The 26173-nt window shown below is 75.3% G+C and carries 28 protein-coding genes, 2 tRNA genes and 1 pseudogene; 13 read left to right on the top strand and 18 right to left on the bottom strand.

What is annotated here, in order from left to right; translation table 11 throughout:
• Positions 1 to 99: 99 nt before the first annotated feature.
• From iolB to ACIBAI_RS18145, 4 genes and pseudogenes are all read left to right on the top strand, one after another.
• Complete coding sequence (gene iolB / locus ACIBAI_RS18160; RefSeq protein WP_399035347.1) at positions 100 to 993, top strand: 5-deoxy-glucuronate isomerase; 894 nt, start codon at positions 100 to 102, stop codon at positions 991 to 993.
• Positions 990 to 2861 (top strand): 3D-(3,5/4)-trihydroxycyclohexane-1,2-dione acylhydrolase (decyclizing), encoded by a 1872-nt coding sequence (iolD, locus tag ACIBAI_RS18155; protein ID WP_399035345.1) that lies wholly within the window; start codon positions 990 to 992, stop codon positions 2859 to 2861. The genes iolB and iolD overlap by 4 nt, the downstream gene beginning before the upstream one ends.
• 66 nt (positions 2862 to 2927) lie before the next feature.
• Positions 2928 to 3092, top strand: a pseudogene (locus ACIBAI_RS18150) (UTRA domain-containing protein); the annotation flags it as partial.
• A gap of 163 nt (positions 3093 to 3255) precedes the next feature.
• Entirely contained in the window at positions 3256 to 3723 is a 468-nt protein-coding gene (locus tag ACIBAI_RS18145; RefSeq protein WP_399035343.1) for a MarR family winged helix-turn-helix transcriptional regulator, read from the top strand.
• A 58-nt stretch (positions 3724 to 3781) separates the two neighbouring features.
• Here the strand turns inward: ACIBAI_RS18145 and ACIBAI_RS18140 are convergent, their stop codons facing one another.
• Positions 3782 to 4447 (bottom strand): lytic polysaccharide monooxygenase, encoded by a 666-nt coding sequence (locus ACIBAI_RS18140; RefSeq protein ID WP_399035342.1) that lies wholly within the window; start codon positions 4445 to 4447, stop codon positions 3782 to 3784.
• A gap of 383 nt (positions 4448 to 4830) precedes the next feature.
• Positions 4831 to 4904, bottom strand: a tRNA-Pro gene (locus ACIBAI_RS18135).
• Positions 4905 to 5006: 102 nt separating this feature from the next.
• On the opposite strand from ACIBAI_RS18135, the gene ACIBAI_RS18130 reads away from it, so the two are divergent.
• Both ACIBAI_RS18130 and cobF read left to right on the top strand, forming a co-directional pair.
• Positions 5007 to 5531: a DUF309 domain-containing protein gene (locus ACIBAI_RS18130; protein WP_399035340.1), complete on the top strand. Its 525-nt coding sequence runs from the start codon at positions 5007 to 5009 to the stop codon at positions 5529 to 5531.
• 121 nt (positions 5532 to 5652) lie between these two features.
• Positions 5653 to 6423 (top strand): precorrin-6A synthase (deacetylating), encoded by a 771-nt coding sequence (gene cobF, locus ACIBAI_RS18125; RefSeq protein ID WP_399035338.1) that lies wholly within the window; start codon positions 5653 to 5655, stop codon positions 6421 to 6423.
• A 135-nt stretch (positions 6424 to 6558) separates the two neighbouring features.
• On the opposite strand, the gene ACIBAI_RS18120 is transcribed toward cobF, so the two are convergent.
• From ACIBAI_RS18120 to ACIBAI_RS18105, 4 genes are all read right to left on the bottom strand, one after another.
• Positions 6559 to 7305: a cobalt-precorrin-6A reductase gene (locus ACIBAI_RS18120; protein WP_399035337.1), complete on the bottom strand. Its 747-nt coding sequence runs from the start codon at positions 7303 to 7305 to the stop codon at positions 6559 to 6561.
• Positions 7306 to 7409: 104 nt separating this feature from the next.
• Positions 7410 to 8183 carry a sulfite exporter TauE/SafE family protein gene (locus ACIBAI_RS18115; protein WP_399035335.1) on the bottom strand — a complete coding sequence of 258 codons (774 nt, stop codon included), beginning with the start codon at positions 8181 to 8183 and terminating at the stop codon, positions 7410 to 7412.
• Between the two features lie 60 nt (positions 8184 to 8243).
• Positions 8244 to 9755: a long-chain fatty acid--CoA ligase gene (locus ACIBAI_RS18110; protein ID WP_399035333.1), complete on the bottom strand. Its 1512-nt coding sequence runs from the start codon at positions 9753 to 9755 to the stop codon at positions 8244 to 8246.
• Between the two features lie 192 nt (positions 9756 to 9947).
• The gene (locus ACIBAI_RS18105; protein ID WP_399035331.1) at positions 9948 to 11135 is read right to left on the bottom strand and encodes a thiolase family protein; all 1188 of its coding nucleotides are present in this window, start codon (positions 11133 to 11135) and stop codon (positions 9948 to 9950) included.
• Positions 11136 to 11540: 405 nt separating this feature from the next.
• On the opposite strand from ACIBAI_RS18105, the gene ACIBAI_RS18100 reads away from it, so the two are divergent.
• From ACIBAI_RS18100 to ACIBAI_RS18080, 5 genes are all read left to right on the top strand, one after another.
• A complete protein-coding gene (locus ACIBAI_RS18100) occupies positions 11541 to 11798 on the top strand; it encodes a WhiB family transcriptional regulator (protein ID WP_399035329.1) in 258 nt (85 codons plus the stop codon).
• Positions 11795 to 12274, top strand: a complete 480-nt coding sequence (locus tag ACIBAI_RS18095) for a Dps family protein (protein ID WP_399035327.1) — start codon at positions 11795 to 11797, stop codon at positions 12272 to 12274. The genes ACIBAI_RS18100 and ACIBAI_RS18095 overlap by 4 nt, the downstream gene beginning before the upstream one ends.
• Before the next feature lie 100 nt (positions 12275 to 12374).
• Entirely contained in the window at positions 12375 to 12719 is a 345-nt protein-coding gene (locus ACIBAI_RS18090; RefSeq protein WP_399035326.1) for a DUF3140 domain-containing protein, read from the top strand.
• A gap of 139 nt (positions 12720 to 12858) precedes the next feature.
• On the top strand, positions 12859 to 13671 hold the full coding sequence (locus ACIBAI_RS18085) for an SAM-dependent methyltransferase (RefSeq protein ID WP_399035324.1): 813 nt from the start codon (positions 12859 to 12861) through the stop codon (positions 13669 to 13671).
• Between the two features lie 294 nt (positions 13672 to 13965).
• Positions 13966 to 14493: an NUDIX hydrolase family protein gene (locus ACIBAI_RS18080; RefSeq protein ID WP_344609414.1), complete on the top strand. Its 528-nt coding sequence runs from the start codon at positions 13966 to 13968 to the stop codon at positions 14491 to 14493.
• A 115-nt stretch (positions 14494 to 14608) separates the two neighbouring features.
• Here the strand turns inward: ACIBAI_RS18080 and ACIBAI_RS18075 are convergent.
• Positions 14609 to 14682: transfer RNA gene (locus tag ACIBAI_RS18075), tRNA-Pro, on the bottom strand.
• A 159-nt stretch (positions 14683 to 14841) separates the two neighbouring features.
• Here ACIBAI_RS18075 and ACIBAI_RS18070 point away from each other — a divergent pair.
• The gene (locus ACIBAI_RS18070; protein WP_399035322.1) at positions 14842 to 15552 is read left to right on the top strand and encodes a transketolase; all 711 of its coding nucleotides are present in this window, start codon (positions 14842 to 14844) and stop codon (positions 15550 to 15552) included.
• 35 nt (positions 15553 to 15587) lie between these two features.
• The gene (locus tag ACIBAI_RS18065; protein WP_399035321.1) at positions 15588 to 16505 is read left to right on the top strand and encodes a transketolase family protein; all 918 of its coding nucleotides are present in this window, start codon (positions 15588 to 15590) and stop codon (positions 16503 to 16505) included.
• Positions 16506 to 16591: 86 nt separating this feature from the next.
• Here ACIBAI_RS18065 and ACIBAI_RS18060 read toward each other — a convergent pair whose 3' ends face one another.
• The 11 genes from ACIBAI_RS18060 to ACIBAI_RS18010 all read right to left on the bottom strand — a co-directional run bounded on the left by ACIBAI_RS18060 (position 16592) and on the right by ACIBAI_RS18010 (position 25564).
• The gene (locus tag ACIBAI_RS18060; protein ID WP_344609384.1) at positions 16592 to 16951 is read right to left on the bottom strand and encodes an MmcQ/YjbR family DNA-binding protein; all 360 of its coding nucleotides are present in this window, start codon (positions 16949 to 16951) and stop codon (positions 16592 to 16594) included.
• Between the two features lie 30 nt (positions 16952 to 16981).
• Positions 16982 to 17515, bottom strand: a complete 534-nt coding sequence (locus ACIBAI_RS18055) for a GNAT family N-acetyltransferase (RefSeq protein WP_399035319.1) — start codon at positions 17513 to 17515, stop codon at positions 16982 to 16984.
• Positions 17512 to 18099, bottom strand: a complete 588-nt coding sequence (locus ACIBAI_RS18050) for a helix-turn-helix domain-containing protein (RefSeq protein WP_399035316.1) — start codon at positions 18097 to 18099, stop codon at positions 17512 to 17514. The genes ACIBAI_RS18055 and ACIBAI_RS18050 overlap by 4 nt, the downstream gene beginning before the upstream one ends.
• 46 nt (positions 18100 to 18145) lie before the next feature.
• A complete protein-coding gene (locus ACIBAI_RS18045; RefSeq protein WP_399035314.1) occupies positions 18146 to 19048 on the bottom strand; it encodes a LysR family transcriptional regulator in 903 nt (300 codons plus the stop codon).
• Positions 19049 to 19097: 49 nt separating this feature from the next.
• A complete protein-coding gene (locus ACIBAI_RS18040; RefSeq protein ID WP_399035312.1) occupies positions 19098 to 20291 on the bottom strand; it encodes a glycine C-acetyltransferase in 1194 nt (397 codons plus the stop codon).
• A gap of 25 nt (positions 20292 to 20316) precedes the next feature.
• Complete coding sequence (gene tdh, locus ACIBAI_RS18035) at positions 20317 to 21345, bottom strand: L-threonine 3-dehydrogenase (RefSeq protein WP_399035310.1); 1029 nt, start codon at positions 21343 to 21345, stop codon at positions 20317 to 20319.
• A gap of 183 nt (positions 21346 to 21528) precedes the next feature.
• On the bottom strand, positions 21529 to 22113 hold the full coding sequence (locus ACIBAI_RS18030; RefSeq protein ID WP_399035308.1) for a GAF domain-containing protein: 585 nt from the start codon (positions 22111 to 22113) through the stop codon (positions 21529 to 21531).
• A gap of 66 nt (positions 22114 to 22179) precedes the next feature.
• Positions 22180 to 22797 carry a GTP-binding protein gene (locus tag ACIBAI_RS18025; RefSeq protein ID WP_399035306.1) on the bottom strand — a complete coding sequence of 206 codons (618 nt, stop codon included), beginning with the start codon at positions 22795 to 22797 and terminating at the stop codon, positions 22180 to 22182.
• Positions 22775 to 23146 carry a DUF742 domain-containing protein gene (locus tag ACIBAI_RS18020; protein WP_399035454.1) on the bottom strand — a complete coding sequence of 124 codons (372 nt, stop codon included), beginning with the start codon at positions 23144 to 23146 and terminating at the stop codon, positions 22775 to 22777. Before ACIBAI_RS18020 ends, ACIBAI_RS18025 begins: the two co-directional genes overlap by 23 nt.
• A 2-nt stretch (positions 23147 to 23148) precedes the next feature.
• Positions 23149 to 23583 carry a roadblock/LC7 domain-containing protein gene (locus tag ACIBAI_RS18015; protein ID WP_399035304.1) on the bottom strand — a complete coding sequence of 145 codons (435 nt, stop codon included), beginning with the start codon at positions 23581 to 23583 and terminating at the stop codon, positions 23149 to 23151.
• Positions 23584 to 23590: 7 nt separating this feature from the next.
• Positions 23591 to 25564 (bottom strand): ATP-binding protein, encoded by a 1974-nt coding sequence (locus tag ACIBAI_RS18010; RefSeq protein ID WP_399035302.1) that lies wholly within the window; start codon positions 25562 to 25564, stop codon positions 23591 to 23593.
• Between the last annotated feature and the right edge of the window lie 609 nt (positions 25565 to 26173).

The raw sequence follows: 26173 nt of genomic DNA, 5'->3' as shown, positions 1-26173 counted from the left end.
GGAGCCGCCCGCCGCCCGCCGCCCGCCGCCGGAGCCGGTCGCGACCCGCGGGCCCGTTGCCACGCCCATCAGCCCTGCTGCGAGTCGGAGAGGCACACCATGACGTTCCACCTTCCCGCGGGCCAGGCCCCCGGCGGACCCTACGTCGTCGACATCACGCCCGAGCGGGCCGGCTGGGGCTGCTCCAGCCTGCGCGTCCTGCAGCTCCCGCCCGGCGGCACCCACACCTTCGACACCGGTGACAGCGAGTGGATCGTCCTCCCGCTGCGCGGCGGCTGCACGGTGACGAGCGCCGACGACGCGGGCCGGGAGACCTTCGCGCTGCACGGCCGCGCGGACGTCTTCAGCGCCGTGAGCGACTTCGCGTACGTGCCGCGCGACGCCCGTACGACCGTGACGTCGGCCGGCGGCGGGCGGTTCGCGCTCACCGGCGCGCGCTGCGCCCGCCGGCTGCCCGCCCGCTACGGGCCGGCCGCGTCCGTCCCCGTCGAGCTGCGCGGCGCCGGGAACTGCTCCCGCCAGGTCAACAACTTCGGCGCGGCCGGGGTGTTCGCGTGCGACAGGCTGATCGCCGTCGAGGTGCTCACCCCGGGCGGCAACTGGTCGTCGTTCCCGCCGCACAAGCACGACGAGCACCGGCCGGGCGAGGAGTCGGCGCTGGAGGAGATCTACTACTTCGAGTTCGCCGCCCACGACGGCACCCCGGGCCTCGGCTACCAGCGGGTCTCCCCGTCCGGCCCGGGCCGGGAGACGGACGTGCTGGCCGAGGTGCGCGACGGCGACGTCGTCCTGATCCCGGACGGCTGGCACGGGCCCTCCATGGCCGTGCCCGGCCACCACATGTACTACCTCAACGTCATGGCCGGCCCCGGGGCCGAACGCGCCTGGCTGATCCGCGACCACCCCGGCCACGCCTGGATCCGCGACACCTGGCCGGACCAGCCCGTCGACCCCCGCCTCCCCCTCTACACCGCCCCGGAGACCTCCGTATGAGCACCGCCACCCGCCGACTGACCACCGCCCAGGCCCTGGTTCGGTTCCTGGCCGCCCAGCACACCGAGCGGGACGGCGTACGCCGCCGGCTGATCGCCGGCATCTGGGGCGTCTTCGGCCACGGCAACGTCGCCGGGATCGGCCAGGCGCTCGTCGAGCACGCGGACGTCATGCCGTTCCACCAGGGCCGCAACGAGCAGTCCATGGTGCACGCGGCCGTCGGCTACGCCCGCCAGCTGAACCGGCTGTCCGCGCAGGCGGTGACGACGTCGATCGGCCCGGGCGCCACCAACCTGGTGACCGGGGCGGCCCTCGCGACGGTCAACCGCCTGCCGGTGCTGCTGCTGCCCGGCGACTACTTCGCCTCGCACGCCGCCGACCCGCTGCTCCAGCAGCTGGAGCACCCGGTGGAGGCGGACGTGTCCGTCAACGACACGCTGCGCCCGGTCTCGCGCTACTTCGACCGGATCACCCGCCCCGAGGCGCTGATCCCCTCCGCGCTGAACGCGGTGCGGGTGCTGGCCGACCCGGCCGGGACCGGCGCGGTGACGCTGGCCCTCCCGCAGGACGTGCAGGCGGAGGCCTTCGACTGGCCGGAGGAGTTCTTCGCCGAGCGCGTCTGGCACGTACGGCGTCCGGCACCGGACCCGGCCGAGCTGGCGGAGGCGGTCCGCCTGGTCCGCGCCGCCCGCCGCCCGCTGGTCGTCGCGGGCGGCGGCGTCCACCACAGCGAGGCCGAGGCGGCGCTGCGGGCGTTCGCGGACGCCACCGGGATCCCGGTCGCCTCCACCCAGGCCGGCAAGGGCTCGCTGCGCCACGACCACCCCGCCGACCTCGGCGGCATCGGCCACACCGGCACGGCGGTCGCCGACGGTCTCGCCCGCACCGCCGACCTGGTGATCGGCGTCGGCACCCGGTACACGGACTTCACCACGGCCTCCGGCACCCTCTTCCAGAACCCGGACGTCCGCTTCCTCAACCTCAACATCACCGCGTTCGACGCCCACAAGCTGGCCGCGCGGACCCTGGTCTGCGACGCGCGCACCGGTCTCGAACAGCTCGCCGAAGCCCTCCCGGGCCACCGGGTGGACCCGGCGTACGAGGCGGAGTACCGCACCGGCAAGGAGCGCTGGGAGCGGGTCGTCGAGGCCGCCTGCCGGGCCGACGACGACGGCGCCGTACCGACGCAGACGCAGGTGATCGGCGCGCTGGACGCGGTGGTGGGCGACGACGACGTGGTGATCAACGCGGCCGGTTCGCTCCCCGGCGACCTGCACAAGCTGTGGCGGGCCCGCTCCCCGCGCCAGTACCACCTGGAGTACGGCTACTCCTGCATGGGCTACGAGATCCCGGCCGCGATCGGCGTCCAGCAGGCCGCGCCCGGCACGCCGGTGTGGGCGCTGGTCGGCGACGGCACCTATCTGATGATGCCGACGGAGATCGTGACCGCCGTGCAGGAGGGCCTGCCCGTCAAGGTGGTCCTGGTCCAGAACCACGGGTACGCCTCCATCGGCGGCCTGTCCGAGTCGGTCGGCGCCGAGCGGTTCGGCACCGCCTACCGCCACCGGGCCGCCGACGGCACCTTCACCGGCGCCCCGCTGCCCGTGGACCTCGCCGCGAACGCCGCGAGCCTCGGCATGGACGTGCTGCGCGCCAGGACGGTGGGCGAGCTGCGCGAGGCGCTGGCGACGGCCCGCGCCGCCGGCCGGCCGACCTGCGTGTACGTCGAGACCGACCCGTCCCCCACCGCTCCCCCCGCCGAGGCCTGGTGGGACGTGCCCGTGGCCGGGACCGCCTCCCGCGAGGCCGCCGTGCGGGCGCGCCGGGAGTACGACCGCCAGGCCGCCGGCCGCCGCCGCCACCTGTGAACTCCCCCTCGCCGAAAGGCCCTGCAGCCCGTGCCGGACGGCCCCGGCCGGCCCCGGTGCCCGCCGGCCACCGCCGAGGAGGCCGCCCGCCTCGGTGAGCGGGAGGGCGCCGCGCTGCTCACCGTGCGGCGCACGGCGTACGACGACACCGGCCGGCCGGTGGAGCACGGGACGCACCTCCACCGCGCGTCCCGGTACGCCTTCGACTTCCAGTTGCTGGTCAGGCCCTGAGACCCGCGGCGGGGCGGCGGGCGCCCGGCCCGGGTCGGCGGGGAGTCCGGACCGGGTCGGCGGGGAGCCCGGACCGGGTCGGCGGGGAGCCCGGCGCTGTCGCCGTGACGGTCCCTTGCGCGCCCCGGCTCGTATGCTCAGGGCCCGAGCAACCCGAGGAGTCATGACCCGACCCGCACCGAACATGCCCCTGCTGCTGGCCGACGCCAAGCGCTGGTTCGACGACTCGCTCACGGCGAGCATGCGTGCGGCGGGCGAGCAGCCGCTGACCATCGCCCAGGGCCAGATCTTCGCCCGCCTGGACGCGGAGGGCACGACGGTCGCCGAGCTCTCGCGCCGCCTCGGCGTCACCCGGCAGACCGCCCACCAGGCCGTTCACGGCCTGCTCACCCTCGGTCTGCTGGAGCAGGTCCCGGACCCCGCCTCGGCGCGCAACCGCCTGATCCGCACCACCGCGGAGGGCGCCCGCGTCCACCGGCGCGCGCAGGCGGCCCTCACCGTCATCGAGGGCGTCCTCGCCGACCGCATCGGCCGGGACAACGCCGCCGCGCTGCGGCACGCGCTGGCCGCGCCCCGCGGAAAACCGCCCCTGGTGGAGGCGCCCCCGGAGGGCCGGGACGGGGAGGTCTGAACGCCGTGCCCCCGCCGGCGGCCTGCTCCGGCGGGGACCTGACGGACCGTGGGGCAGCTCAGCGGAAGTTCACGTCACTGCACATGAAGTAGGTCTGGTCCATGTGCGACGCCTGCCAGATCGTGTAGACGACGTGGCGGCCGCTGAAGCCCGAGGTGCTCACGGGGATCGAGTAGTTCTGGCTCGGGGCGTACTTGCCGGTGCGGGCGACCAGTTGCAGGTCGCTCCACTTCAGCGGCTGGGTGGTGGGGTCGTAGCCCTGGCGCGAGACGTAGACCAGGAAGTAGTCCGCGCCGTGGCTGGCCTGGTCGTACAGCTGCACGGTGAAGTTGCTGCCGACGTCCGTGGTCTTCCAGGGGCCCACCGCGTCCAGCGAGTTGTAGCGCCCGCCCTCGGTACGGCCGCCGCTGCACAGCTGCCCGTCGGGGACGACGGCCTGGAAGTTGCCGGCCGAACCGTTGCGGTACAGGCCGTTCCAGTTCCACATGGCGTTGGTGTTGTCCTGCCAGGCCTGCCAGCACATGGGGTCCTGCTGGGCCATGGCCGGGTTCTGGAAGTCGCTGCCCCAGCGGAGCCAGCAGCCGTAGTTGCGGGAGGCCGGGTCGACGACCGAACCGTGGGCGCCGGCGGTGCCGCTCCCGGGGATCAGTGCGAGGAGCGCCGCTGCGACCAGGACGAGGGTGAGCCGCAGCCTGATGTTTCTGATGTGATCATGACAGATCATGGTCTCTTCTCCCGGACGTGGGGGATTCGCTCTCCGGACGCGTGCGGGAGCGCCCTGCGGGTGGTGGGGGGCGAACGTGGGAGCGCTCCCGCACGGCCCAGGCTGCGCGCCGGGAAACAGGACGGCAACATTCGATTGCGCCACTTCCGTATCGAGGTGGCGCATTTCCTGCGGCGAGGCGTGGGACGCGAGGGTGGGGAGGCGCGGCCGGGCCGATCCGCCCGGTGCCTTCCGGACGGCGGCGGAGCGGCACGGCCGGGGACGCCGGGACGGGGGAAGGCGCCGCGCGTCCGGGCCGGTGCTCCGCGAGCGGCCGGGCCGCCGCAACGGTCGGAGGCCGTACCGGAATGCTCCGGTACGGCCTCCGACCGTCCTGCGACGAGTCGGGACGACAGGATTTGAACCTGCGACCCCTTGACCCCCAGTCAAGTGCGCTACCAAGCTGCGCCACGTCCCGATGCGCCTCCGCGCGGTGAAACCGCGTGATCGCGCGGACAGCACTTTACCGCACACCCCGGGCCGCGCAGAAAGGGGCCGGGGAAGGCGGGACAATCGGGGTATGGGCAGCAGCACATCCTCAGGACGGCCGGTGGGCGCGCGGGACCGCGACGGCGAGGGGCGGGCGCGCAACGCCCGGCCGCGGGACGGGCTCGGGCGGCCCCTGCCGTACGGCGCGGACGGCGTGCCCCGGCAGCCCGAGGGCGTCGTGCGCGCCCCCGGGGAGACGGTCGCCGAGGCGCAGCGGCTGCTGGACCGGGGCAGGCCGTTCCACGCGCACGAGGTGTTCGAGGACGCGTGGAAGTCGGGCCCCGAGGAGGAGCGCGAACTGTGGCGGGGCCTCGCCCAGCTCGCCGTGGGGCTCACGCACGCCGCCCGGGGGAACGCCACGGGCGGCGCCCGGCTGCTGCGGCGCGGGGCCGGTGCCGCCGAGGACTGGGCGTCGGCCTCGGGCCGGCCGCGGCCGTACGGGGTGGATCTCGCGGGCGTCGTCGCCTGGGCGCGGGAGCTCGCGGAGGAGGTCGAGCGGGGCGGCGGGGCCGTGGACGCGGGGGCGCGGGCGCCGCGGTTGCGGAAAGCGCCGTGACGGGGCCGTCCTGACGGGGTCCCGGCGCGGGCGGCGGGCGCGGCACCTGCGGCGGGGCGTCCGGCGCCGCTCGGCCGGGCGCGGTGCGCCGGCCGCCGGCGGCGTGCGGCAGACTCGGGGGGTGCGAAAGATTCATGTCATCGGTATCGGCGCGGGCGACCCCGACCAGCTGACCCTGCAGGCGGTCAAGGCGCTGCGGAGCACGGACGTGTTCTTCGTCCTGGACAAGGGCGAGGTGAAGGCGGACCTCGTGCGGCTGCGCCGGGACATGCTCGACGCGCATCTGCCGGAGGGGACGTACCGCGTGGTCGAGGCGCGCGACCCGGAGCGGGACCGCGGCGCGGGCGGCGCGGCGTACTCGCCGGCCGTCGGGGACTGGCGCAGCGCCCGCGCCGACGTCTACGAGCGGCTGATCGCCGAGGAGCTGGACGAGGACGGCAGCGGCGCGTTCCTGGTGTGGGGCGACCCGGCGCTGTACGACAGCACGCTCGGGATCCTGGAGGAGGTCCTGGCCCGCGGCACGGTGGCGTTCGAGTACGACGTCGTGCCCGGCATCAGCAGTGTCTCCGCGCTCGTCGCCCGGCACCGCACGGGCCTGAACCGGGTGGCCCGGCCGGTCCAGATCACCACGGGCCGGCGGCTCGCGGAGGGCCTGCCCGAGGGGGTGGACGACGTGGTGGTGATGCTCGACGCCCACCAGGCCTTCCGGCGGTACGCCGACGAGGACATCGACATCTATTGGGGCGCCTACATAGGCACCCCCGACGAGATCCTCGTCTCCGGCCCGATCGCCGAGGCCGCGCCCCGCATCGAGCGGCTGCGCGCCGAGGCCCGGGAGCGCAAGGGCTGGATCATGGACACGTACCTGCTGCGCCGGCGTCCGCGGGACTGACCCGGCCGGACCCCCGCCCGCTTCCGCGAGCCCCGCGGCACCGGGCCCGGGAAGCCGTACCCGGTGCCGCGGGGGTGGAGGGGGCCGAGGACCGGGACGGGGTGCCGCGCGCCGTCGGCCGCGTCCGCGCCCCGGTCACGGCGGGGTGAGGCCGAGCCGCTCCAGGACGCCCGCCACGTCGGGCACCGCGGTGACGCCCGCCGGCAGCGGCGGGCGGCGCACCACCACCACCGGCAGACCGAGGTCGCGGGCGGCCGTCAGCTTGGCCGCCGTGGCCCGTCCCCCGCTGTCCTTGGTGACCAGCACGTCGATGCGGTGTGCGCGCAGCAGCTCCGTCTCGCCGGCCACGGTGAACGGGCCGCGCGCCAGCAGCACGTGCGTGTCCGGCGGCATCGGCGGCCCGGGGGGTTCCACGGACCGCGCGACGAAGTGGAGTCCCGTCAGGTGCGCGAAGGCGGCCAGCCCCAGGCGGCCCGTGGTCAGCAGCACCCGGCGGCCCAGCCGCGGCAGCAGCTCCGCGGCGGCGGCCAGGGACGCGACGGGGTGCCAGCGGTCCCCGGGGCCGGGCCGCCAGCCCGGGCGGCGCAGGACCACCGCGGGCACGCCGGCCGCCGCCGCGGCCCGCGCCGCGTTCGCCGTGATCGACTCGGCGAAGGGGTGCGTGGCGTCGACCAGGGCGTCCACGTGCCGCTCCCGCAGCCACGCGGCCAGACCGTCCGCCCCGCCGAAGCCGCCGGTCCGGACGTCCCCGTCGAGCGCCCCCGGCCGGCTCACCCGCCCCGCGAGCGAGGTGGTGACCCGCACCCCGGGCCGCGCCGCCAGCTCGGCGGCCAGCCGGCGGGCCTCGGTGGTGCCGCCGAGGATCAGGACGTGCGGGGGCATGGGGTGAGCGTACGGGGTGACCGGGTCCGGGGCGGCAGGGGGGTGAGCGGCCCGCCGGACCACGTCGTCGGCTGTCGCGCCGGCCCTTCCGCGCCGCCGGGACGTCAGCGCAGCAGCAGTTGCAGACCGCCCAGGACCGTCGCCGCGATCACCAGCCGCTCGAACAGCCGCTGGTCGATCCGGTTCACCGCCCAGGCGCCGAGCAGCGCCCCGGGCACGACGAAGGCCACGAGCGCCGCGTCCAGCAGCAGCGAACGGCCGTCGATCAGGCCGAGACCGGCGCTGAAGGGCAGCTTGGAGACGTTGACGACCAGGAAGAAGAAGGCCGACGTGCCGAGGAAGCCGAGTTTGCGGAAGCCCGCGGAGAGGAGGTACATCGACATCACCGGGCCGCCCGCGTTGGCGACCATGGTGGTGAAGCCGCCGAGGACGCCGTAGGCGCGGGCCTTGACGCGGCCCGCGCGGGTGGTGACCGCGTCCGGTTCGTCCGCCGCCCCGGCCGTCCGGCGGCGCCACAGCGTCACCGCGGCCATCAGCAGCAGGATCGCGCCGATCGAGGTGCGCACGATCGCGTCGTCCGCCCACATCAGGAACACGGTGCCGGCCACGACCCCGGCCGCGACCGCCGGGAACAGCCGCCACAGCGTGGGCCAGTGGGCGTGCCGCCGGTAGGCGAGGACGGCCAGGACGTCCCCGGCGATCAGGATGGGCAGCAGCACGCCGGTGGAGGCCCGGGCGGGCAGGACCGCCGCGAAGACGGCGAGGCTGACCGTGTTGGCCCCGCTCACGGCGGTCTTGGAGAAGCCGACGAGCAGGGCCGCGAAGGCGAGCGCGGCGAACTCCCAGCCGGTGATGTGCCACAGCGTCATCGTGTTCATGCGGGGACCGATGCTATGCCCACCCGGCCGGCGGCGCGCGGGCCGTCCCGCCGGGTGGTCCTAGCGGGAGGCGTACCGGGCGCGCAGCTCCCGCTTGAGCACCTTCATGCTCGGCCCCAGCGGCAGGGCGTCGGTGAACTCCACGCGCCGCGGGTACTTGTGGCGTCCCAGGTGCCGCCGGGACCACTCGGTGATCCCGGCGGCGTCCACGGCGGCGCCCGGGGCGGGCACGACCACCGCGCACACCTCCTCGCCGTGCAGGTCGTCGGGCAGGCCGATGACGGCGGCCTGGGCGACGCCGGGGTGGCGCATCAGGACCTCCTCGACCTCGCGCGGATAGACGTTGTAGCCGCCGCGGATGATGACGTCCTTCTTGCGGTCGACGATCCGCAGGAAGCCCTCGTCGTCCTTGGTGCCGAGGTCCCCGGTGCGGAACCAGCCGTCGACGAGCGCCTCGGCGGTGGCCTCGGGGCGGCCGAGGTAGCCGGAGAAGACGTTGTGGCCGCGGACGACGACCTCGCCCAGCTCGCCCGGCGGGAGGAGCTCGACGCGGTCCTCGGTCCCGGCGCGGGCGATCTCCACGTCGACGCCCCACAGGGGGTGGCCGATGGTGCCGGGCCTGGTGCCGAACACCGGCTGGTTCACGGTCGCCGTCGGGGAGGTCTCCGACAGCCCGTACCCCTCGTAGATCCTCGTCCCGAACACCTCCTCGAACCGCTCCAGCACGGCGACGGGCAGGGAGGCGCCGCCGGAGACGCACACCCGCAGGTCGGGCAGCTCCTCCGCGTCGGCCGCGGCGGCTACGAGGGCGACGTACATGGTGGGCACGCCGTGGAAGGTGTCGACCTTCTCCCGCACCATCAGCTCGATCGCCCGCGCCGCGTCGAAGCGCGGCAGCAGCACCAGCGTCGCGCCGGCGCGCCAGGTGGAGTTCAGCGACACCGTCTGCCCGAAGGCGTGGAACAGCGGCAGCGCGCCGAGGGCGATGTCGTCGGGGCGGATGTCGTTGGCGTCGAAGGCGTTGACCGTCGCGTTCATCACCAGGTTGAAGTGGCTGAGCACGGCGCCCTTGGGGACGCCGGTGGTGCCGCTGGTGTAGAAGACGACGGCCGGGTCGTCGGCGTCGCGGGTGACGTACGACGGGAGCGGTTCGGCGGCCGCGGCGAGCCGCTCGAACTCGGCGCCCAGCGTGACGACGCGCACCCCGGCGGCCCGTGCGGCGGCCGTGCCGGTCTCCGCCTGCCCCGGGTGGCACAGCAGCAGCGTCGCCCCGCTGTCCGTCAGGACGTGCTCGACCTCCGGCGGCGACAGCAGCAGGTGCACGGGCACGACGACGCCGCCCGCCGCGGCGATCGCGTAGTACGCCTGCGGGAACTCGGCGGTGTTGGGCGCCATCAGCGCGACCCGGTCCCCGGGCCGGACGCCCAGTTCGGCCAGTGCCCCGGCCTGGGCGAGGGCGCGCCGCCACACCTCGGCGAAGGTCAGGCGCAGGTCGCCTTCGACGAGGGCCGTCCGGTCGGGCCGGCGCCGGGCGTTCTCGGCGAGGATGACGGCGACGGAGAGGGTTGCCATGGGTGGTGCTCCGTTTCCTTGCTGCGGCTGTGCGGTGGGGGTCTGTGGTTGCGCGGCGGGGCGGTGGCTGCGCCGGGGATCCGCCGCCCGGACGCCCGCCCCGGCCGGTACGGCCTCGTCCGCGAGCGCGGACCGGCCGGGGCGGGCCGGCCCGTCGCTGTCACCGCCGTACGGGTGCCGTTCCGCGCGGTTCTAGGGCCGTTCGACCAGTACCGCGCTTCCCTGCCCCACGCCGACGCACATCGTCGCCAGGCCCCGCGCCGCCCCCGTGCGGCGCATGCGGTGGAGCAGGGTGGTGAGGATGCGGGCGCCGGAGCAGCCGAGCGGATGGCCGAGGGCGATGGCGCCGCCGCTCGGGTTGACCAGGTCCGGGTCGATGCTGAGCCGGTCCACGCAGGCGAGGGCCTGGGCCGCGAACGCCTCGTTGAACTCGGCTTCCTGGAGGTCGCCGACGTCCCACCCGGCGCGCGCCAGCGCCTTGCGGGTGGCGGGGACCGGGCCGATGCCCATGACGTCCGGGTGGACGCCGGCCGAGGCCCCGGCGACGTAGCGGCCGAGCGACTCCAGCCCGAGGTCGTCCAGGGCTTCCTCGCTGACCAGGAGCAGCCCGGCGGCGCCGTCGTTCATCGGTGAGGCGTTGCCCGCGGTGACCGTGCCGCCCGCGCGGAAGACCGGCTTCAGCCTCGCCAGCTTCTCGTACGAGGTGTCCTCGCGGACGCACTCGTCGCGGTCGACGACCACGCCGTCCGGGCGTTCGACCGGCAGGAGTTCGTCGTCGAAGTGGCCGTTCTTGCGGGCGTCGGCCGCCAGGCGGTGGCTGCGCAGCGCGAACTCGTCCTGGCGCTCGCGCGGGATGCCGTACCGCTCGGCGACCTCCTCCGCCGTCTCGCCCATCGACAGCAGGCCGTGCAGGTCCTTCATCGCCGGGTTGACCAGGCGCCAGCCGAGCCGGGTGTCGTGGGTCTCGACGCGGTGCGGCAGGGCCTCGTCGGGGCGGGGCAGGACGAAGGGGGCGCGGCTCATCGACTCGGAGCCGCCGGCGACGACGATGTCGGCCTCGCCCGCGGCGATGGTGCGGGCGGCGGTGGTGACCGCCTCCAGGCCCGAGGCGCACAGCCGGTTCACCGTGGCGCCGGGCACGGTCTCGGGCAGGCCCGCGAGCAGGGCGGCCATGCGGGCGACGTTGCGGTTGTCCTCGCCGGCCTGGTTGGCGGCGCCCCAGTAGACGTCGTCGATCCGGGCCGGGTCGAGGGCGGGCACGGCGGCGACCAGGCCCCGGACGACGGCGGCGGCGAGGTCGTCGGGCCGCACGGTGGACAGGGCGCCGCGCAGTTTGCCGATGGGGGTGCGGCGGGCGGCCGCGAAGTGGACGGGACGCACGAGGGGACTCCTGACCGACGTCGCTCGGCGGCCGGCGCCGGTACAGCCGACGCCGGCGGCTGATCTCGGCGGCGGGCACGACCAAGATTAATTAGCACTGCTAGTTTTGGACTATAGACCCGTCGGCGGCTGCCTGGGAAGGCCCCCGGACCCCCACCGGCGCGGCCGGGGAGCCGTGGCCGACGCCCGGGCCGGGACCGCCGGCCGGGACCGGCACGCCGGGCCCGCGCCGTGCGGGCCGGGGGCGCGCGCCGGCCGCCGCGACGGGCCGGCCCGGGTCCCGCTCCAGCCGGCCGCCACCGCCCCGGAACACCCCGGCGGCCCCCTGTTCCGCGGCCCCGGACACCCTTCCCGGGCCGCCGCGCGCCGCGTTTGCGCAGGTTCGCCCTGGGCACCCGCGCCTCCATGGAGTGGTTGCGGAGCGCCGCCTGCGCGGGCGAGGACCCCGAGTTGTTCTTCCCCGTGGGCGCGGCGGGACCGGCGCTGCGGGACACCGAGGCCGCCAAGCGGATCTGCTCCCGCTGCCCGGTGATCACCGAGTGTCTGACGTTCGCGCTGAGCAGCGGGCAGACCTCCGGAGTGTGGGGCGGGACCTGCGAGGAGGAGCGCGACGCACTGCTCCGTGCCCCCATGTACGACGCGACAAGGAGAAGTGCGCTATGACGGTTGTGAAGAGCACGCTGCCCGACGACGCCCGCCGGATCGCCGGCGACGCGCTCCAGGACACCCTGGTGGACATGCTCGGCCTGTCACTGATCGGCAAGCAGGCGCACTGGAACATCGTGGGGCCGAGGTTCCGCTCCATCCACCTCCAGCTCGACGAGGTGGTCTCGACCGCACGCGGGTTCGCCGACACGGTGGCGGAGCGCGCCGCGGCGCTCGGCGTCGCGCCGGACGGCCGCCCGGAGACCATCGCCGCCCGCTTCCAGCTGCCCGGCCCGAAGGAGGGCTGGGTGCGCGACGCGGACGTCGTCCAGATGATGGTCGAGGCGCTGGAGGAGGCGATCCGGCGGCTGCGCGAGCGCATCGAGGCGACCGAGAAGCCGGACCCGGTCACACAGGACCTGCTGATCGCCATCACCGGCGAGCTGGAGAAGCAGCGCTGGATGTTCGACGCGGAGAACTGGCCGCGCGACTGACCGGCACCCGGGCAGCACAGGTACGCACCGACGACCGCACGTGCGCGCCGCCGCACGTGCGCGAGGGATCGTCCGACGACCCGCACGGAAGGGGCACCCGATGACCGACGCCCTCGAACTCGACGCGCTGTGGGAGGACTTCCACCGCGTGGTGAACATGACCTCGGCGGAGCTCGCGGCCTGGCTGCGGATGCGCGACGCCGACGAGGAGACGGAACCGCTGCCGGAGAACGCGGGCACGCCCACCGGGCAGCACGTCCTGTCGATCCTGCAGAAGCGGCGGACCGACCTCACCGAGGACGACATCCGCGTGATGCGGAAGGTCGTGGACACGGTCACCGCCCAGACGGACCCGGAGGGCGAGCCCGCGGCGGAGGGCACCCCCGAGGACACCCGCCGCCGGCACCGGTTGATGACGCTCGGCCACGACCCGCTCAAGGCGTAGCGGCCCCCGCCCGGCACTCCCCCGCTCCGGCGCCGCCCCACCCGACGGGGCGGCGCCCGCGTCCGTTTCCGGGACAGCGTGATCACCGGACGGCACAATGGGCGGTGACGACCGCAGGCGCACCAGAAGGAGCAGGCACGTGAGCGAGAGCCACACCCCGACGAGCGGGGCCGCGAGGCTGAACACCGGTGTGGCGCACAACGCGCGCGTGTGGAACTACTGGATCGGCGGCAAGGACAACTACGAGGTCGACCAGCGGGTCGGCGAGCAGGTCGCCGGGATGTTCCCGGTCATCCGGGACGTCGCCCGCGCCGACCGCGAGTTCCTCGGCCGCGCGGTGCGGTTCCTCGCCGAGGAGCGCGGCATACGGCAGTTCCTCGACATCGGCACCGGACTGCCGACCGCGGAGAACACCCACGAGATAGCCCAGCGCATCGCGCCCGAGTCGCGGATCGTGTACGTCGACAACGACCCCGTCGTGCTCGCGCACGCCCGCGTCCTGCTGACCGGCACCCCCGAGGGGGCCACCGACTACATCGACGCGGACGTGCACGACCCGGACGCCTTCCTCGAACGCGCCGCGCGGACCCTCGACCTCGGCCGGCCCGTCGCGGTGATGATGCTGGGCATCCTCAACTTCGTCCTCGACACCGACAAGGCGCGGGACATCGCCCACCGGGTCATGGCGGCGGTCCCCTCCGGCAGCCATCTGGTCCTCACCCACCCGACCTTCGACCCCGACCTCGGCGGCGAGGGCCAGATACCCGCCATGCGGTTCTGGAACGAGAACGCCACCCCGCCGATCACCGCCCGCGGCCGCGCCGACGTCGCCGCCTTCCTCGACGGCCTGGAGCTGCTCGAACCGGGCCTGGTGTCGTGCTCGCGGTGGCGTGCCGAGGACCCCGCCGCCGCTCCCGTACCCCAGTTCGGCGCGGTCGCCGTGAAGCCCTGACACCGGGGCCCCGACGCCCCGCCCCGGGTGCGCGGGCCGGCCGAGCCCCGTGCGCAGGACGCACGACCGCCCGCGCCGGCCCGGCGGGCACCCCGACGACGAGCGGGAACGGCGCGGCGGCGGGCGGCCGCGGTGCGGGCGGGGCCCGACGGCACCCGCCGGACCCGCCGCCTGACCGGCGGCGCCCCGGGCAGTCACCGACGGCGGCCGACCGACGTGGGGCAGGTCACAGTCGGCGCCGAGCAGCTCCCCCGCAGCGGAACGGCCTGAAAGTATGATCAAGCAATGTCTGACATGACCGAAACCACGCCGGGCTGGCTGACCACCGACGAGCTGGAACTGGTGCGCGCCCGCATGCCGATCCTGTACGTCGAGGCGGTGCCCGTGCGCGTGGACGACAGCGGCGAAGTCACCAGCGTCGGCCTGCTGCTGCGCATCGGACCCGACGGAACGGTCAGCCGGACCCTGGTCTCCGGCCGGGTACTGCACCACGAACGCGTCCGCGACGCCCTGCTGCGCCACCTGGAGAAGGACCTCGGCCCCGTGGCGCTGCCCCGCGTCCCGGCCTCGCTGCAGCCCTTCACGGTCGCGGAGTACTTCCCGACGCAGGGCGTCACGCCGTACCACGACCCCCGCCAGCACGCCGTGTCCCTCGCCTACGTCGTCCCGGTCACCGGCGACTGCCGGCCCCGGCAGGACGCGCTCGACCTGGTCTGGTTCAGCCCGCAGGAGGCCCTGTCGCCGGCGGTGCAGAGCGAGATGCCGGGCGGCCACGGGGTGCTGCTCAAGCAGGCACTGGCCCATGTGGGCTGCGTGATCTGACCCGCGCCGGTCCGCCGCCGCGGGCGGCGGACGGGTCGGCCGGGTCCCGCGTACGAACACGACGGAGGCCGTCCCCCCGCTCGGGGGGACGGCCTCCGATCCGCGACTTCGACAGTCGGGACGACAGGATTTGAACCTGCGACCCCTTGACCCCCAGTCAAGTGCGCTACCAAGCTGCGCCACGTCCCGTTACCCGTCTGACCTGGGTTTTCCCCTGGCCCGACGCTGAAGGAAACAATACCGCACTCAACGCGGTGGTCGCGCGCCCGTTTCCGCCGCACCGGCGCGGGGCGCCACCGCGACACACCCCTTGACCTCAAGTTTGATCGAGGTTGCACGATCGTCCGTATGACGATCACCGAGAAACCCGACGCACGTACGTACGGCTACGCCGATCTGCCCGGCCTGATGAGCCTGATGACCGGCGACGAGAAACACGGCCCGGCCGCGACGTCCACGCTGGACGTGCTGTGGGTGCTCTACGACCGGGTGCTGCGGGGCGGCCCCGAGCGGCCGGACGATCCCGGGCGGGACCGGTTCCTGCTGTCCAAGGGGCACGGGCCGATGGCGTACTACGCCGTCCTGGCCGCCAAGGGGTACCTGCCCGTCGACTGGCTCCCCGGCTTCGGCTCCTACGACTCCCCGCTCGGCCACCACCCCGACCGCACACTGGTGCCGGGAGTGGAGATCGGCAGCGGCTCGCTGGGGCACGGCCTGCCGATCGCCGTCGGGACGGCGCTGGGGCTGCGCGCCCAGGGGCGGCACGAGCCGCAGGTGTGGGTGCTGATCGGGGACGCCGAGCTGGACGAGGGCAGCAACCACGAGGCCATCGCCTTCGCCGGGCCCGCCGGGCTCGACCGGCTGCACACCGTCGTCGTCGACAACGCCTCCGCCGGCCACGCCCTGCCCGGCGGCATCGCGGCCCGCTTCGAGGCGGCGGGCTGGTCGGCGGTGACCGCCGACGGCCGCGACCACGAGGCGCTGTACGCGGCCTTCACCGCGCCGCATCCGGGCCGGCCGCACGTGGTCGTGGCCCGGGTGGAGCCGAAGTCCGCCTGACCCCTTCACATCCCGCTCGCCAGGAAGGTACCCCGATGGACACCATGCGTGACCGTTTCGCCCCTGTCGTCTCCCGGCTGCTCGACGAGGATCCGCGCGTGGCGGTGGTCCTCGCCGTGATCGGCGGGGACGCCTTCGCCGGGGCCCACCGCCGCCACCCCGACCGGGTCATCGACGTCGGCATCCGCGAGCAGCTCCTCGTCGGGGCCGCTGCCGGGCTGGCGCTGACCGGGTTCAGGCCCGTCGTGCACACCTTCGCCAGCTTCCTGGTCGAGCGGCCGTTCGAGCAGGTGAAGCTGGACCTCGGGCACCAGGACGTGGGCGCGGTGCTGGTGAGCGCCGCCGCGTCCTTCGACTGGCCGGCCGGCGGATACACGCACATGGCGCCCGGTGACGTGGCGCTGCTCGACACCCTGGACGGCTGGACCGTGCACGTGCCGGGACATCCGGACGAGGCCGAGGCGCTGCTGCGGCACGCGGTGGCCGCCGGGGACGACAAGGTGTACGTGCGGCTGTCCGTGCAGTCGAACGGCCGGGGGCTGCCCGTCGACGGGCAGCGGTTCCTCGCCGTGCGCGAGGGGCGCTCCGGCGTGGTGGTCGCCGTCGGGCCGGTGCTGGACGCGGTGCTCGCCGCCACGGAGGGCCTCGACGTCACCGTGCTGTACGCGACGACCGTCCGGCCCTTCGACGCCGCCGCGCTGCGCCGGGCCACCGGGGCCGCCGGGACGGACGTCGTCCTGGTCGAGCCGTACCTGGCCGGCACATCGACGGCCGCCGCGAACGACGCCCTGTCCGACGTGCCCCACCGCGTGCTGGGCCTGGGCGTGGGCCGCCGCGAGCTGCGCCGGTACGGCCGCGTCGAGGAGCACGTCGCCGCCCACGGCCTGGACGCCCGGTCGCTGCGGGAGCGGATCGCGGGGTTCGTCGGGGGCGGGGCGGCGGGCCGCCGGTGAGGCCGGCGGCCGGAGTTCGCCCCCGGCTTCCGGCCCCCCCTTGTCCCCGGACCGTGCCGCGGGGCACGGACGGCGCCCGGGGCTTCTCAGCCCGCGGCCGGCACCCCCAGCCGGGGATGGGCCTCCAGCAGCCGGGACGGGGCCGCCTGGCGCCAGGAGTCGGCGAGGATGTCGCGCAGTTCGTCCTCGCCGTCGAGCGCGGCGAGACGGACCCTGATCCAGGCGAACTGGGCCTCGTGGCCGGCGATCCAGAACTTCTCCGGCTCGGCCAGCACCAGTTCGTCGCGCTCCTCCTTGGGGCAGCGCACGGCCATGGAGGTCTCGTCCTCGGGCAGCGTGGCGAACATCTTCCCCGCGACCCGGAACGTGGGCATGCTCCAGGCGATCTTCTCCGTGGTGTCCGGCAGGGACAGGGCGATACGGCGTACGTCTTCGGCATCCGGCATGGCAGGCACCGTAGCCGCCGCCACCGACAGTCACCCGCCGGGGGCGCCGGTTCCCACGTGCTTGTAGTAGAGCGTCGTGGGCCGCAGCACTCCCCGGGGGTCCGCCGCGTAGTCGGGGATCACCCCGGCCCGGGTCCACCCGGCGGTGCGGTAGAGGTGCTCGGCCGGGCTGCCGGTCTCGGTGTCCAGGTGGAGCAGCGTGACACCGGCCGCGGCGGCGGCCTCCTCCGCGGTGGCCAGGAGCGCGCGGCCGAGGCCCCGGCCGCGGGCCTCCCGGTGCACCATCAGCTTCACGATTTCGGCCCGGTGGCGGCTGTTGGGCTTGTCGGCGAAGGCGAGGCCGACGGTGCCGGTCACCCGGTCCCCCCCGCGCGCCACCCACACGGCGAGCCGCCCGGCGGCGACCGCTGCGGCCCGCCCCCTCCACCAGGCGACGGCCTCGGCGCCGTCCAGCGGCGCCAGGAAGCCGACCGAGGCGCCGCCGTCCACGGTGTCGGTGAGCAGGCCGGCCAGGCCGTCGAGGGAGTCCAGGAACCGGGCCTCGTCCAGGCGGGTCACGGTCACGGCAGCACCACCGCCAGCACGTACCGCGCCCCCGCGGGGCCGGGACACCGGAACCGGACCGGCCCCCACACCCGCAGCCGCAGGCAGTCTCCGGCGCCGAGCCGGTGCACGACGTCCTGCGCCGTCACGCGCAGGGCGCCTTCCAGGACCCAGATGTGCTGCTCCAGGCCGGGCACCGGCGGCCGGTCGTAGGCGATGTCGGCGCCCGCGGCGAGCCGTCCCTCGACGAGTTCGCCGCGCAACCCGGCGTGCGGCGGGGACACGGAGCGCCGCACGAAGCCGGAGTCCCGGTCCTCCCACACCGGTTGCTCGGCCGCCCGCACCAGCGGGGCCGGCCGTGCCTCGACCTCGCCGAGCAGCTGGGACATGGTCCGTCCGTGGACGGCGCACAGGCGGTTGAGCAGCGCGGCGGTGGGGCTGGTCTCCGCGCGCTCGGCCCGCGACAGGGTGGACCGGCTCACTCCGCTGCGCTGCGCCAACTCCTCCAGCGACCAGCCGCGTTCGGCCCGCAGCTCGGCCAACCGGGCGCCGAGCCGGGCGTCGACGGAGTCCGGGGCCTCCGAAGCCTTCGAGGCGTTTCTCATGTCCGGGAACCTATCCCGGACATGAGACGCCCGGGTTACGGAACGCTCACGCCGGTGCCGCCTCGCCCAGCGCGTCCAGCACCGGGCGGATCAGCGGATGCCCCTCGGCCCCCCGGCGCACGGCGGCGAAGACCCGGCGGGTGGGCGCCACGCCGTCGACCGGGCGGACCACGACGCCGGTCAGGTCCATGCCGCGCAGCGCGGAGCGCGGGACGAGGGCCACGCCCACGTCGGCCGAGGCCAGCGCCACGACCGCGCGGAAGTCGTCCGAGGAGTGCTCCAGCCGGGGCTGGAAGCCCGCGGCCTCGCAGGCCAGCACCACCACGTCGTGGCAGGGGTTGCCGGGGTACGGGCCGATCCACGGGTCCTTGGCCAGCTCGGCGAGCGGCACCTCGCCGGCGTCGGCGAGGCGGTGGGTGACGGGCACGACCGCGTCGAAGGGCTCGGCGTACAGCGGGACGTGGGTCAGCCGGGGATCGTCGGCGGGCGGCGCCCCGCGGTACTCGACGGCGACCGCCACGTCGACCTGCCGGTCCAGCACCATCGGCAGGCTGGCGTCGCCCTCGGCGTCCTGCACGCGGAGGCGGATGCCGGGCGAGGTCGCGGCGAGGCGGGCCACCGCGGGCGCGACGACCAGCGCGATGCCGGTCGCGAAGGAGGCCACGGTGACCGTGCCGGCCTGCCCCGAGCGGTAGGCGGCGAGCTCCGCCTCGGCCCGCTCCAGCTGGGCGAGGACGGCATGGGTGTGGCCGAGCAGGATCTCGCCGGCCGGGGTCAGCCGCACCCCTTTGGCGCCGCGCTCGACCAGACGGTGGCCGGTCTCCTGCTCCAGCGCCGTGAGCTGCTGGGACACCGCCGAGGGGGTCAGGTACAGCGCGGCGGCAGCCGCCGTCACCGTGCGGTGGTCGGCCACCGCACGGAGGATGTGCAGCCGCCGCGCTTCGATCATGCGGACGATTCTCTCAGGTCGCGGGCGTTTTTCGGCCACCCGGCCGGTGTCAGTCGCCCAGCTCCTTCCGCGCCGCCACGAACGCGTCCACCGCGCGGTTCACGTCCTCGGTGGAGTGCGCGGCCGACAGCTGGACGCGGATGCGGGCCTGGCCCTGCGGCACGACCGGGTAGGAGAAGCCGATCACGTACACGCCGCGTTCCAGGAGCAGTTCCGCCATCCGTCCGGCCCGCGCCGCGTCGCCTATCATCACCGGCGCGATGGGGTGGTCGCCGGGGAGGATGTCGAAGCCCTCCTCGGTCATCCGGCGGCGGAACAGCGCGGTGTTCCCGGCGAGCCGGACGCGCAGGTCGTCCGCCGACTCCAGCAGGTCGAGGACCTTCAGGGACGCGGCGGCGATCACCGGGGCGAGGGTGTTGGAGAACAGGTACGGCCGCGAGCGCTGGCGCAGCAGGGCGACGATCTCGGCGCGGGCGGCGACGTAGCCGCCGGAGGCGCCGCCGAGGGCCTTGCCCAGGGTGCCGGTGAGGATGTCGACGCGGTCCATCACGCCGTGCAGTTCGGGCGTGCCGCGGCCGCCGGGTCCGACGAAGCCGACGGCGTGCGAGTCGTCGACCATGACCATGGCGTCGTAGCGGTCGGCGAGGTCGCAGATCTCCCGCAGCGGCGCCACGTAGCCGTCCATGGAGAAGACGCCGTCGGTGACGATCAGCCGGCGGCGCGCGCCGGAGGCGTCCTTCAACTGCCGTTCCAGGTCGGCCAGGTCGCGGTTGGCGTAGCGGAGGCGGCGGGCCTTGGACAGCCGGATGCCGTCGATGATCGAGGCGTGGTTGAGCGCGTCGGAGATCACCGCGTCCTCCGGGCCCAGCAGGGTCTCGAAGACGCCGCCGTTGGCGTCGAAGCAGGAGGAGTACAGGATGGTGTCCTCCTGGCCCAGGAAGGCCGACAGCCGGGCCTCCAGCTCCTTGTGCACCTCCTGGGTGCCGCAGATGAAGCGCACGGACGCCATGCCGTAGCCCCAGCGGTCCAGCGCCCGGTGGGCGGCGGCGAGGACCTCGGGGTGGTCGGCGAGGCCGAGGTAGTTGTTGGCGCAGAAGTTGAGCACCTCGCCCGGGCGGCCGCCGGCGGTGACGCGGACGGTCGCGGACTGCGGGCTGTCGATCACGCGTTCGGGCTTGTGCAGGCCGGCGGCGCGGATCTCGTCGAGGGTGGCGCGCAGGTCGTCGCGCACGGAGTCGAACATTCCAAAGCTCCTGAGCTGTAGGGGGTCACGCGGTCCAGTCGAGGACGACCTTGCCGCCGCGTCCGCTCGCCGCGTCCTCGAAGGCCGCCTCGAAGTCGCGGTAGCCGTACCGGCCGGTGATCACGGGGGCGAGGTCGAGACCGCCCTCCAGCAGCACCGACATCGCGTACCAGGTCTCGAACATCTCCCGGCCGTAGATGCCCTTGAGGGTGATCATCGAGGTGACGATCCGGGCCCAGTCGACGGGGAACTCCTCCGTCGGCAGGCCGAGCATCGCGATGCGCCCGCCGTGGGTCATGTTGGCGATCATGTCGCGCAGCGCCTCGGGGCGGCCGGACATCTCCAGGCCGATGTCGAAGCCCTCGCGCAGGCCGAGTTCCCGCTGCCCGTCGGCGATGGCCGCCCGCGACACGTTCAGCGCCAGGCTCACACCGATCTTGCGGGCCAGTTCCAGCCGTTCCTCGCTCACATCGGTGATCACCACGTTCCGCGCGCCGGCGTGCCGGGCGACGGCGGCGGCCATCAGCCCGATCGGCCCGGCGCCGGTGATCAGTACGTCCTCGCCGACGAGCGGGAAGGACAGGGCGGTGTGCACGGCGTTGCCGAACGGGTCGAAGATCGCGGCGATGTCGAGGTCGACGGGCACCCGGTGCACCCACACGTTGGCGGCGGGCAGGGCGACGTACTCGGCGAAGGCGCCGTCCCGGCCCACGCCGAGACCGACCGTGGCCCGGCACAGGTGCCGGCGTCCGGCCAGGCAGTTGCGGCACTTGCCGCACACCAGGTGGCCCTCGCCGCTGACCCGGTCGCCCGCCTTGACGTCGGTGACGTCCCGCCCGGTCTCGACGACCTCCCCGACGAACTCGTGCCCGACCACCAGCGGGGTGCGGATCGTCTGCCGCGCCCAGCCGTCCCAGGCCCGGATGTGCAGGTCGGTGCCGCAGATGCCGGTCCGCAGCACCTTGATCAGTACGTCGCCGGGTCCGACGGCGGGCTCGGGGACGTCCGTCAGCCGGAGCCCGGGCTCCGCCTTCTGTTTGACCAGCGCCTTCAACGCTACGGCTCCTGACGGGGTGAGACCCCGGCGGCAGGGCGGACCGAAGCGGCCCGCGACCGGGGAGAGCGGTGGAATCGGACAGCAATCTGCCGTACGCCGCCGCCCCGGGTCCATCGAGGTTTTCTTAACCGGCGCCGCAGCTTTCCTTCACGCCGCGCCCGCGCACGGCCGCGGGTGCCGTCAGAGCGGGAACCCGTCGGCCAGCTGCTCCAGCCGCACCGCCAGGTCCGACGCCGTCGCCTTGATGGTCTCCAGGCCGGCCCGGCCCCACGGCCGCGGCTCCGCGTCGGCGACGCACACCGTGCCCAGCACGGTCCCCGTGCCGTCGATCAGGGGCGCGCCCAGATAGGACCGGACGCCGAACTCGTCGACGACCGGGTTGCCCGCGAACCGCGGGTAGTCGCGGACGTCCTCCAGGACCAGCGCCTTGCGGCGGGCCATCACATGGGGGCAGAAACCGTACTCCCGCGGCAGCCGGCGGCCCGGCGCGGGCTTGGCGTGCCGGGCGTCCCGGGCGCTCGCGGTGCGGCCCGCGCCGCCCGGCGTGTGCAGGCCCGCGAAGAACTGCCCGGTTTCGTCGGGGAGGTTGACCACGGCGTACGGCGCCTCGGTCCGCTCGGCGAGGCGGCCCGCGAAGGCGTCGAGGGCGGGCTCCGGGCGCCGGCCCAGGCCGAGCCGGCGCAGTCGCCGGACGCGGGCGGGGGCCTCCTCGTCCGCGGGCGTGAGCAGCAGGCGACCGGCCGGGCGCGGCGGGTCGTAGCTCATGGGCGGATTCCGTCGCCGGGGGCGTGGCGGACATGACGCATGTGCGGCTCCGTGGCGGTGTGCGGGTCACCGGGGGACGCCGTGGCCCGTCGCGGGGGCCGGCGTGCGGGCGATGAGATGGCGGACGAGGGTCAGCAGGGTCTGCACGCCGGAGCTGGAGAGCCGGGCGTCGCAGCGCACGACGGGGACCTGCGGGGGCAGGTCGAGGGCGGCGCGCACCTCCTGCGGGTCGTAGCGGTGGGCGCCGTCGAACTCGTTGACGGCGACGACGAAGGCGAGTCCGCGCTGCTCGAAGAAGTCGACGGCGGCGAAGGAGTCCGCCAGGCGGCGGGTGTCGGCGAGGACGACCGCGCCGAGCGCGCCCTCGCACAGCTCGTCCCACAGGAACCAGAACCGTTCCTGGCCGGGCGTGCCGAACAGGTACAGCACGTGCCGCGCGTCGAGGGCGATGCGGCCGAAGTCCATGGCCACGGTCGTCTCCCGCTTGTTCTCGACGCCGTCGAGGTCGTCGGTCGCGGCGCCGACCGTGGTGAGCAGTTCCTCCGTGCTCAGCGGCGCGATCTCGCTGACCGCGCCGACGAAGGTGGTCTTGCCCACACCGAACCCGCCCGCCACCAGGATCTTCAGGGCGGTGGGGAAGGGGTCGGCGCCGTCGCCGTGGTCAGAGCTGGCGTCGTAGTCCATCGAGCACTGCCTCCAGAAGGGCCCGGTCCGTGGGGTGGTGGTGGACCGCGGGGGGCTTGGCGGTGAGCGCCCCGCGGTCGACGAGGTCCGACAGCAGCACCTTGGTGACCGCCACCGGCAGTTCGAGGTGGGCGGCCACCTCGGCGACCGCGACGGGCGCGCGGCACCGGTCGAGTGCCTGCGCGTGTTCGGGGCCGAGGTAGCCGAGAGGGGTGGCTCCGGTGGCCATCACCTGCGACATCAGGTCCAGTGCGACGGTCGGCCGGGTGCGGCCGTCGCTGGCCGTGAAGGGGCGCACCAGCCGTCCGGCCGCTTCGTCGAGCCAGGGTCCGTCGCCGGCCGCCGCCACGCTCAAGGCCTCGTCGCCGGGGGTGCGGCGGTGTGCTGCCGGGGAGCGGTCACCAGGTACGGGCGGACGCTCTTGACCAGCATGGCCATCTCGTAGCCGAGGACGGCCGCGTCCGCCTCGCGGCCGGCGAGCACCGCGAGGCAGGTGCCGGAGCCGGCGGTGGTCACGAACAGCAGGGTCGAGTCGAGTTCGACGACGACCTGCCGCACCTCCCCGGCGTCGCCGAAGCGGACGCCGGCGCTGCGGCCGAGGGAGTACAGGCCGGAGGCCAGGGCGGCCATGTGGTCGGCGCTGTCCGGGTCGAGGCCGTGCACGGACTTCACCAGCCCGTCGCAGGACAGCAGCACCGCGGCGGTGGTGTGCGGTACGCGCTGCACGAGGCCGCTCATCAGCCAGTCGAGGTCGGATACCTGGGCGGTCTGCGCTTCGCTCGCCATGGTGGGTCTACTCCTTGGGATACGGGGGTCTGCGGGAGCGCTCGGGACGGGGCCGGGGACGGAGGCGGTCATCCGGCCGGTGCGCTCCCGTCGTACCGGGGGGTGTGGTCGGGGCGGTCGCGGGCGCGCCGCCCCGGGTGCGGGGCGCCTCGCCGGACAGGGACCGGGGCGTGCCCGGGGGCGGGGTGTCCGCGGGGGCCGGTTCGGGGTGCGTCGGCTCCCGGTGGCCCGGCTCCGGGTGCTGCCGGGCTTCGGCGAGGCCGATGCCGCGCCGGAAGGCCGCCATCAGGCCGGGGTCGTGGCCGACGGGATCGGCCGGTTCCGGGCGGGGCGGCGGGCCCGCGCGCAGCTGGGGGGCGAGGTGTTCCCGGGCCCGGCGGCGGGGCAGGCCGGGCTTGTCCACGACGGCGCGTGCGGCGGCGTGGCGCGGGGTGAGGGGCGCGCCCTCGTGCGCGGCGAGGGTCCGCCGGTCCTCGGGCCGGACGCCGGGTGCGGCCTCGGCCGGGCCGGGCCGTTCCTCGCGGGCGCCGCGCACCGGCAGCGGGGGCGGCGCGCCGTCGTACGGCGCCGCGGCGCGCTCCTGCGGCGGCCGGGCCGGTACGGCGGGGGCGGTGGGCGTCGTCCGTGTGTCCGGGCCGGCCGCGGGCTGCGGCGGCCGGGGCCGCGGTGCGGGCGCCGGGCCGGCGCCGGCGGTGTCCCGCGGCTGCGCCGGGTCCGTGCCCAGCAGCGCCTGCGGCACCACCAGGACCGCCTGCACCCCGCCGTGGACGGTGGTCTGCAGCCGCACGGCGATGCCGTGCCGCCGGGCCAGCTGGGAGACGACGAACAGCCCGATGCGGCCGTCCGCCAGCAGGCGGCCGACGTCGACCCGGTCGGGGTCGGCGAGCAGGGCGTTCATCCGGTTCTGCTCGTCGGGCGGCATGCCCAGGCCGCGGTCCTCGACCTCGACGGCGAGTCCGGAGGCGACGAGGTTCGCGCGCAGCAGCACCCGGGTGTGCGGGGCGGAGAACACCGTGGCGTTCTCCACGAGTTCGGCCAGCAGGTGGATGACGTCGGCGACGGCGTGGCCGCGCAGGGTGCCCTCGACCGGCGGCACCAGTCTGACCCGCGCGTACTGCTCGACCTCGGCGATGGCCGAGCGCAGCACCTCGGTCACGGGGACCGGGTTGCTCCACTGGCGGCGGGAGACGGCGCCGCCGAGCACGGCGAGGTTCTCGGCGTGGCGGCGGGTGCGGGTGGCGAGGTGGTCGATGCGGAAGAGGCCCTTGAGCAGGTCGGGGTCCTCGATCTCGTACTCCAGCTCGTCGAGGAGGGAGATCTCGCGGTGCACCAGCGACTGCAGGCGCCGGGCGAGGTTGACGAAGACCTCCAGCTTCTGTTCGCTGTCCGCCCGGCTGGACAGCCGGGCGGCCTGGACGACGGCGGCGACGGCGCCGTCGTGCGCGCGGGCCAGGTCGGCGGCGAGCAGTTCGAAGGCGTCGGCCTCGTCGGTGTCCCCGGCCTCGTCGGTGTCCCCGGCCTCGTCGGTGTCCCCGGCCTCGTCGGCGTTCCCCGCCGGGCCGGGGCGCGGCCGGCGCTGCGGCGGACCGTCGCCGCGGCGCAACGACTCGACCAGGGCGCGCAGTTCGTCCTCGCGGCGGGCGGTGGAGCGGCGCAGGGCGCCGACGCGTTCGTGCACGGACCGCGCGGCGCGGTGCGCGGCCACGGCGGCGACCAGGATGCTCGCGAGGGTCACCGCGACCGCGCCGGCGAGTACCGCCCACAGGGCCGGCCCCGGGCGGACCCCGGTGGAGCGGACCGTGAACAGGACGGCCGCGCAGCCGCTGAGGGCGACCGCGACGGGCGGCAGCACGGCCAGGCGCAGCGGGCGGGCCCTGGTGCGCGTCTCGGGCGGCGCGGGGGCGGTGCGTGCGGGCGGCCCGCCGTACCGGCCGCCCGCACGGCGGTCCGCGCGTACGGCCGGAGCGCGCAGGTGGGACACCGATGTCCTCGGCCCGGTCCGGCCGGACGCGCCGGGCCCGACCGGGGTCGCCCGGGGCGCACGGCCGTGCCCGGAACGGGGCGGGTCCGCGTCGGCCTGCCCGGCGGGCGCGGGCGCCCCCGGGCTCCCGGCCGTCGGGTCCGGGCAGCGGGGAGCCCCGTCGTGTCCGCTCGCTCGTCCGCCTTGTACCTGCACCTGGTCAGACCCCGATCCCTGATCCCCTGTGGTCCGCTGCGATCCGCGACGGCGGTTCCCCGGCCCGGCGCTCGGCGTGCCGGGCACGGGTCGTCGCGGTGCCGTCGAGCGGACGCGTGTTCGGCCCTGCGTCGCCCGACCGACACTCACCGTAGTCACCAGCGCATCATGTGCGGGGGGCAGTTGACAAACTCGCCCGGCGAGCGTCCCGCTCTGGTATGAGGATTCGTACGACCGACCGATAAGCCGTTCAGATATCCGTCCAGGAGCCGATCAAAAACGATCTGCCCTGGTCAGACCCGGTAGACGGGGGGGGGGGGGGGGGGGTTGGGGGGGGCGCCCCCCGCCCCCCCCCCCCCCCCCCGCCGCCCCCCGCCCCCCCCCCCCCCCCCCCCCCCCCCCCCCCCGGGGGCC

This window comes from Streptomyces sp. NPDC051041 (genome assembly GCF_044456065.1).
Taxonomy (GTDB): Bacteria; Actinomycetota; Actinomycetes; order Streptomycetales; family Streptomycetaceae; genus Streptomyces; species Streptomyces glaucus.
This window is presented reverse-complemented; position numbering and strand designations above follow the sequence as displayed.

Coding starts and splice junctions, on each gene's coding strand:
- ACIBAI_RS18095 (WP_399035327.1), top strand. CDS start 11,795: ATGACGGTTGTGAAGAGCACGCTGCCCGACGACGCCCGCCGGATCGCC.
- ACIBAI_RS18025 (WP_399035306.1), bottom strand. CDS start 22,797: ATGGACTACGACGCCAGCTCTGACCACGGCGACGGCGCCGACCCCTTC.
- ACIBAI_RS18030 (WP_399035308.1), bottom strand. CDS start 22,113: ATGAGCTACGACCCGCCGCGCCCGGCCGGTCGCCTGCTGCTCACGCCC.
- ACIBAI_RS18050 (WP_399035316.1), bottom strand. CDS start 18,099: ATGAGAAACGCCTCGAAGGCTTCGGAGGCCCCGGACTCCGTCGACGCC.
- ACIBAI_RS18145 (WP_399035343.1), top strand. CDS start 3,256: ATGACCCGACCCGCACCGAACATGCCCCTGCTGCTGGCCGACGCCAAG.
- ACIBAI_RS18130 (WP_399035340.1), top strand. CDS start 5,007: ATGGGCAGCAGCACATCCTCAGGACGGCCGGTGGGCGCGCGGGACCGC.
- ACIBAI_RS18065 (WP_399035321.1), top strand. CDS start 15,588: ATGGACACCATGCGTGACCGTTTCGCCCCTGTCGTCTCCCGGCTGCTC.
- ACIBAI_RS18080 (WP_344609414.1), top strand. CDS start 13,966: ATGACCGAAACCACGCCGGGCTGGCTGACCACCGACGAGCTGGAACTG.
- ACIBAI_RS18045 (WP_399035314.1), bottom strand. CDS start 19,048: ATGATCGAAGCGCGGCGGCTGCACATCCTCCGTGCGGTGGCCGACCAC.
- iolD (WP_399035345.1), top strand. CDS start 990: ATGAGCACCGCCACCCGCCGACTGACCACCGCCCAGGCCCTGGTTCGG.
- ACIBAI_RS18110 (WP_399035333.1), bottom strand. CDS start 9,755: ATGGCAACCCTCTCCGTCGCCGTCATCCTCGCCGAGAACGCCCGGCGC.
- ACIBAI_RS18115 (WP_399035335.1), bottom strand. CDS start 8,183: ATGAACACGATGACGCTGTGGCACATCACCGGCTGGGAGTTCGCCGCG.
- iolB (WP_399035347.1), top strand. CDS start 100: ATGACGTTCCACCTTCCCGCGGGCCAGGCCCCCGGCGGACCCTACGTC.
- ACIBAI_RS18120 (WP_399035337.1), bottom strand. CDS start 7,305: ATGCCCCCGCACGTCCTGATCCTCGGCGGCACCACCGAGGCCCGCCGG.
- ACIBAI_RS18015 (WP_399035304.1), bottom strand. CDS start 23,583: ATGGCGAGCGAAGCGCAGACCGCCCAGGTATCCGACCTCGACTGGCTG.
- ACIBAI_RS18090 (WP_399035326.1), top strand. CDS start 12,375: ATGACCGACGCCCTCGAACTCGACGCGCTGTGGGAGGACTTCCACCGC.
- ACIBAI_RS18070 (WP_399035322.1), top strand. CDS start 14,842: ATGACGATCACCGAGAAACCCGACGCACGTACGTACGGCTACGCCGAT.
- ACIBAI_RS18040 (WP_399035312.1), bottom strand. CDS start 20,291: ATGTTCGACTCCGTGCGCGACGACCTGCGCGCCACCCTCGACGAGATC.
- ACIBAI_RS18140 (WP_399035342.1), bottom strand. CDS start 4,447: ATGATCTGTCATGATCACATCAGAAACATCAGGCTGCGGCTCACCCTC.
- ACIBAI_RS18060 (WP_344609384.1), bottom strand. CDS start 16,951: ATGCCGGATGCCGAAGACGTACGCCGTATCGCCCTGTCCCTGCCGGAC.
- ACIBAI_RS18100 (WP_399035329.1), top strand. CDS start 11,541: ATGGAGTGGTTGCGGAGCGCCGCCTGCGCGGGCGAGGACCCCGAGTTG.